This is a genomic window from Kitasatospora sp. NPDC053057, from assembly GCF_044546945.1.
Taxonomy (GTDB): Bacteria; Actinomycetota; Actinomycetes; order Streptomycetales; family Streptomycetaceae; genus Kitasatospora.
Genome location: NZ_JBITZP010000099.1, coordinates 1 through 5,322 on the forward strand (window position 1 = coordinate 1; position 5,322 = coordinate 5,322).

Sequence of the window (5,322 nt, forward strand, 5' to 3'; positions counted from 1 at the left end):
TCCGGCGTCGCGGCGGCCTGCGCCTCGAACAGCTCCGGCACCGCCCCCGACGGCAGCCCGGTGACCGGGCCATGCCAGCCCGACAGCAGCTGCTCGCGCTCCGCTGTGCCGAGGATCTCGATCGTGCTGAGCGGCGCGTCGGGGTCGGCGGCGGCCGCCCGGAGCACCCGGACCAGGCGCTCGCCCAGCGTGGCCGCGGTGGTGTGGTCGAACAGGTCGGCCGCGTACTCCACGGCTCCGCTCAGGCCGTTGGCGAGGCCGTCGGCGTCGTGCTGCTCGACGAAGGCGAAGGACAGGTCGAACTTGGCCAGGCGCTGGTCGAGGTCGTGTTCCCGGCAGGGGAGCCCGGCGAAGTCCGCGGGGAGGTCCTCGTCGCTGTCCAGCGTCACCATGGTCTGGAACAGCGGGTGCCGGGCCGGGGTGCGGGCCGGGTTGAGCTGCTCGACGAGGCGCTCGAAGGGGACGTCCTGGTGGTCGAAGGCGTCCAGGTCGAGGCGTCGGACGCGCTCCAGCAGCCGGCGGAAGCTCGGGTCGCCGGAGGTGTCGGTGCGCAGGACGAGGGTGTTGACGAAGAAGCCGACCAGGTCGTCGAGGGCCTCGTCGGTGCGTCCGGCGACGGCCGTGCCCAGCGGGAGGTCGGTGCCCGCGCCGAGCCGGGTGTACAGCGCGGCCACGGCGGCTTGCAGCACCATGAACAGGCTGGCTCGCTCTTCGGCCGCCAACTCGGCCAGGGCCGCGTACAGTTCGGCGTCCAGGATGAGGTCGGCGGCGCCGCCCAGGTGGCTGGGCGCGCTCGGGCGCGGCCGGTCGTAGGGGAGGGCCAGCTCCTCCGGGGCCTCGGCCAGGGCGCCCTGCCAGTGGGCGAGTTGGGTGGTGAGCACGCTCTCCGGGTCGTCCTCGGTGCCGAGCACCTCGTGCTGCCAGAGGGTGTAGTCGGCGTACTGGACGGGCAGCGGCTCCCACTGCGGCTCGGTGCCGGCGCGGCGGGCCCGGTAGGCGGCGTCCAGGTCCCGGAAGAGCGGGGGGACGGACCAGCCGTCGCTGGCGATGTGGTGCATCAGCACCAGCAGCACGTGCTCCTCGGCCGACAGCGAGAACAGCGTGCAGCGGATGGGCAGTTCGGACGCCAGGTCGAAGACGTGCCGCACCGCCCGGTCCACCTCTGCGGTCAGCTCGGCTTCGTCGGCCACCGCCACGGCGGCCACCTCGACGGAAGCGACGGCGGGGCTGTCCGGCTCGGCGATCGACTGCCGCGGCCGGCCCTCGGTGGCCGGGAAGGTGGTGCGCAGCACCTCGTGCCGGGCGAGCACGTCGCGCAGCGCGAGGGAGAGGACGGCGGCGTCGATCTCGCCGGTCAGCCGGACGGCGAACGGCGTGTTGTAGAGCGCGCTCGGGCCGTCGAGCTGTTCGATGAACCACAGCCGCTGCTGCGCGAACGACAACGGGATCAAGGTCTGCCTCCGGCGGGTGACGTGCTGAGTGGATGTGGCGGTCGGGCCACCGGGGACGGCCGGTGGCGCCTGTGACCTACGACGGGCTGCCGGGCCGGCGCATCGGCCTGAGGGCGGGCCGGGCCTTGCGGGCCGCGGGCAGCGCGGTGGAGAGTTCGCCAACCGTGGGGTGGTCGAAGAGGGTGCGGATCGACATCTCGACGCCGAGGGCGGAGCGGATGCGGCTGACCAGCTTGGTGGCGAGCAGGGAGTGCCCGCCGAGGTCGAAGAAGCCGTCGTCGATGCTGACCGTGGCCAGGCCGAGCACCTGGGCGAACAGCTCGCACAGGCTCTGCTCCTGCGCCGTCCTGGGCGCCCGGCCCTCCGGCGTGCCGGTGTAGTCGGGGGCGGGCAGGGCGCGGCGGTCGACCTTGCCGTTCCCGGTCACCGGCAGGGCGTCGAGGACGACGACGGCGGCGGGGAGCATGTAGGCGGGCAGGCGGTCGCTGACGAAGCTGCGCAGTTCGCCGGGGGTGGCCTCGCCGGTGACGTAGGCGACCAGGCGCTTGTCGCCGGGTTGGTCCTCGCGGACCAGGGCGAGGGCCTGGCCGACGCCGGGGTGGGCGGTGAACGCGGCCTCCACCTCGGCGAGTTCGATGCGGAAGCCGCGGATCTTGACCTGGTCGTCGGCGCGGCCGAGGAACTCCAGGATGCCGTCGGCGCTCCAGCGGACGAGGTCGCCGGTGCGGTACATGCGCTCGCCCTTGCCGCCGAAGGGGCAGGCGACGAAGCGCTCGGCGGTCAGGTCCGGGCGGCCGACGTAGCCCCGGGCGAGCCCGGCGCCGGCGATGTACAGCTCACCGGGCACCCCGGCCGGGACGGGCTGGAGGGTGTCGTCCAGCACGTACGTCCGGGTGTTGGCCATGGGGCGGCCGATCGGCACCACGTCCGGCACCGACTCGGCCGAGGGGAGAGGCAGTTGGGTCGCACAGAGGGTGATCTCGGTCGGGCCGTAGAGGACCCGCACCCCGATCCCCGGGACGGCCGCCAGCACCCGGCGGACGGCGGGCGCGGAGACCACGTCCCCGCCGGTCAGCACCTCGCGGACACCGTCGAAGACGCCCGGCTCCTCCTCCGCGATCACGCGGAACAGCCCTGCGGTGACGTGCACATGGGTGAGCCGGTGGGCCCGGACCAGCCTGCGGATGGCGGCGGCGTCCAGCTCGCCCCGCGGCGCGACGACCACCTGGCCGCCGGAGAGCAGCGGCGCCCACAGCTCGTACGTCGAGGCGTCGAAGGCGTGCGGGGCGTGGAAGAGGACCCGCAGCCCGTCGGGGTGCTGCCAGCACGGGTCCGAGGCGAGCTGCACCACGTCCCGGTGGGTGATGGCGATGCCCTTGGGCTTGCCGGTGGAGCCGGAGGTGAACATCACGTAGGCGAGCTGCTCGGGGTGGGGCGCGGCACGGTGGGCGCGCCGCCGGCGCGGGCCGTCGAACCAGCCGCCGGTGAGCGGCAGGACCGGGCAGGGGGCGTCGGCGGCCAGCGGGTGGTCCTGGTGCGCGGGGTCGACCAGGACGAGCGCCGCGCCGGTCTCGGCGGTGATCTGCCGCAGCCGCTCGGCCGGGTGCCGGTCGTCCAGCGGGACGTAGCTGCCACCGGCCTTGGTGACCGCGAGGATCGCCGTCACCAGCTCGGCGGAGCGGTCCATCAGCAGGACCACCGGGGTGTCGGCGCCGACCCCGGCCTCGGCCAGGTGGGCGGCGAGGTGTTCGGCCCGGGAGTCCAGTTCGGCGTAGCTCAGCCGGGCGGCGCCGGAGACCACGGCGAAGGCGTCGGGGGTGGCGGCGGCCCGGGCCTCGAACAGCTCGGGCAGGGTGGCGTCCGGGACGGGCACGGCGGTGTCGTTCCAGCCGGTGAGCAGCTGTTCGCGCTCGGCCGGGGCGAGGACCTCGATGCCGCCGATCGGCGCGTCGGGGTCGGCCGCGATGGCGCTCAGCACCCGCAGCAGCCGCTCGGCGAGGGCGGTGGCGGTGGCGGCGTCGAACAGGTCGGTCGCGTACTCGATGGCCACCGTCAGGCCCGCCCGGGGGCCCTGCTCGGTGAAGCGGAAGGACAGGTCGAACTTGGCCACGTCCAGTTCGAAGGGGTGCTCCGCGCAGCCCAGTTCGCCGAAGGCGGTGGGCACCGCGGCGCGGCTCTCCAGGGCCACCAGGGTCTGGAAGAGCGGGTGGCGGGCCGGAGTGCGGGCCGGGTTGAGCTGCTCGACGAGGCGCTCGAAGGGGATGTCCTGGTGGTCGAAGGCGTCCAGGTCGGTGCGGCGGACGCGCTCCAGTAGCTCACGGAAGGTCGGGTTGCCGGAGGTGTCGGTGCGCAGCAGCAGGGTGTTGACGAAGAAGCCGACCAGGTCGTCCAGGGCCTCGTCGCCGCGGCCGGCGACGGGGGTGCCGAGCGGCAGGTCGGTGCCGGCGCCGAGGCGGGTGTAGAGGGTGGCGACGGCGGCCTGCAGGACCATGAACAGGCTGGCGTTCTGTGCGCCGGCCAACTCGGCTAGCGCCGAGTGGAGTTCGGCTCCGACGGCGGCCTCCGCCAGCCCGCCGCGGTGGCTCGGCTCTGCCGGGCGCGGGCGGTCGTAGGGGAGCGCCAGCTCCTCCGGGGCGTCGGCCAGGGCCTGCTGCCAGTGGGCGAGTTGCTCGGTCAGCAGGGCGGTTGGCTGCTCCTGGGTACCGAGCAGTTCGCGCTGCCAGAGGGCGTAGTCGGCGTACTGCACCGGCAGCGGCTGCCAGGTCGGGGCGGTGCCGGCGCTGCGCGCCCGGTAGGCGGCGGCGAGGTCGCGGAAGAGCGGGGCGACGGACCAGCCGTCGCTGGCGATGTGGTGCATCAGCACCAGCAGCACGTGCTCGTCCTGTGGCAGGGAGAACAACGTGCAGCGGACGGGGAGTTCGGCCGCGAGGTCGAAGACCTGCCCGCCGGCCGCGGCCAGGGCGGTGCGCAGCTCGTCCTCGGTGGCCACCGGCACGGCCCGCAGCGGGAGTTCGGGGGCCTCGGTGACCAGCTGGTGCGGCTGGCCGTCGGTGGTCGGGACGAGGGTGCGCAGCACCTCGTGCCGGGCCACCACGTCCCGCACCGCCTGCTCAAGGGCGGGGAGGTCGACCGGGCCGGTCAGCCGGACCGCGACGGGTGTGTTGTAGAGCGCGCTCGGGCCCTCGAACTGCTCGATGAACCACAGTCGTTGCTGGGCGGGGGAGAGCGGGACGAGCGCGGGCCGGTCGGCGGGCCGCAGGGCCGGGCGGGCCGGTCCGGAGACGGGCAGCGCGGTGGCCAGGGCGGCGACGGTGGGGTGGTCGAAGAGGGTGCGGATCGGCAGCTCCGCGCCGAGGGCGGTGCGGATGCGGCTGGCCAGCCGGGTGGCGAGGAGGGAGTGCCCGCCGAGGTCGAAGAAGTTGTCGTCGATGCTCACGGCGGTCAACCCGAGGACCTCGCCGAAGAGTTCGCACAGCGAGCGCTCGGTCTCGGTGCGCGCGGCCCGGCCCTCGCCGCCGGTGTAGTCGGGGGCGGGTAGGGCGCGGCGGTCGACCTTGCCGTTGGGGGTGACGGGCAGCGCGTCGAGGGTGACGATCGCCGCCGGGAGCATGTAGCCGGGCAGACGCTCGGCGACGAAGCTGCGCAGATCCTCGGGGGTGGCCTCGCCGGTGACGTAGGCGACCAGGCGCTTGTCGCCGGGCCGGTCCTCGCGGACCAGGGCGGCGACCTGGCGGACGGCCGGGTGGGCGGTGAACGCGCCCTCCACCTCGCCGAGCTCGATCCGGAAGCCGCGGATCTTGACCTGGTGGTCCGTTCGGCCGACGAACTCCAGTTCGCCCGTGGTGGTCCAGCGGGCGAGGTCGCCGGTGCG

The 5,322-nt window shown here is 74.6% G+C and carries 2 protein-coding genes; both read right to left on the minus strand.

What is annotated here, in order from left to right:
* On the minus strand, positions 1–1,451 hold a 1,451-nt coding region (locus ACIG5E_RS38940), incomplete at its 3' end, for a condensation domain-containing protein (RefSeq protein ID WP_396541970.1).
* 76 nt (positions 1,452–1,527) lie between these two features.
* The coding region (locus tag ACIG5E_RS38945; RefSeq protein WP_396541972.1) for an amino acid adenylation domain-containing protein at positions 1,528–5,322 on the minus strand (3,795 nt) is incomplete at its 5' end.